An 893-nucleotide genomic window follows, 5' to 3' on the forward strand; every position below is an offset into this window, starting at 1 on the left:
CGACCCCCCCCGGAACCCACCGACCCACGAGCAACCAAAAACGGGACGACGCAAGATCGACGAGACTGACACCATGGGCGCGTGCTGCTCACCCTGACCACCACGCACCGCCCGGCCACCGACCTCGGACACCTGCTGATCAAGCACCCCGACCGCGCGCACGCCTTCGACGTGCCGGTCGGCACCGCGCACGTGTTCTACCCGGAGGCGGACGAGCAGCGTTGCACCGCCGCCCTGCTGCTCGACGTCGACCCGCTACGGCTGGCCGGCGCGCGCGGCCGTGGCCGGCAGCAGGCGCCGACCCCGGACAGCTTCACCCTCGGGCGGTACGTCAACGACCGGCCCTACGCGGCGTCCAGCCTGCTCTCCTCCGCACTGTCGAAGGTGTACCGCTCGGCTCTGCGCGGCGAGTCCCGCGAGCGCCCCGAGCTGGCCCGTACGCCGATCCCGCTGGAGGTGCGGGTGCCGGTGCTGCGCTGCCGGGGCGGCGCGGACGTGGCGATCCGGATGTTCGGCCCGCTCGGCTGGGCGGTGACCGCCGCCCCGATCCCGCTCGACGAGCGGCACCCGGAGTGGGGGGACAGCCGGTACGTCGACCTGACGCTGACCGGCACGCTGCGCGTCGCCGACGCGCTCAACCACCTCTACGTCCTGCTGCCGGTGCTGGACGACGCCAAGCACTACTGGGTCGCCCCGGACGAGGTCGACAAGCTGCTGCGGGCCGGCGCGGGCTGGCTGGCCGACCACCCGGAACGCGACATGATCACCCGCCGCTACCTGGCACACCGGCGGGCGCTGGCCGGGTTGGCCCTGGCCCGCCTGGCCGAGCGACGCCCGACCGACGAGCCGGCCGCCGACGAGGCGACTGCGGACGAGGCGACCGGGGACGGCAC

Annotated in this window: 1 protein-coding gene; it reads left to right on the top strand. The window is 74.4% G+C overall.

Annotated elements, in window-relative coordinates:
• Nucleotides 1-81: 81 nt before the first annotated feature.
• Nucleotides 82-893 (top strand): 3' terminal RNA ribose 2'-O-methyltransferase Hen1 (locus tag F6X68_RS32845; RefSeq protein ID WP_151457856.1); only part of this gene is annotated, 812 nt, incomplete at its 3' end.

This window comes from Micromonospora sp. AMSO12t, assembly GCF_008806585.1.
GTDB lineage: Bacteria > Actinomycetota > Actinomycetes > Mycobacteriales > Micromonosporaceae > Micromonospora > Micromonospora reichwaldensis.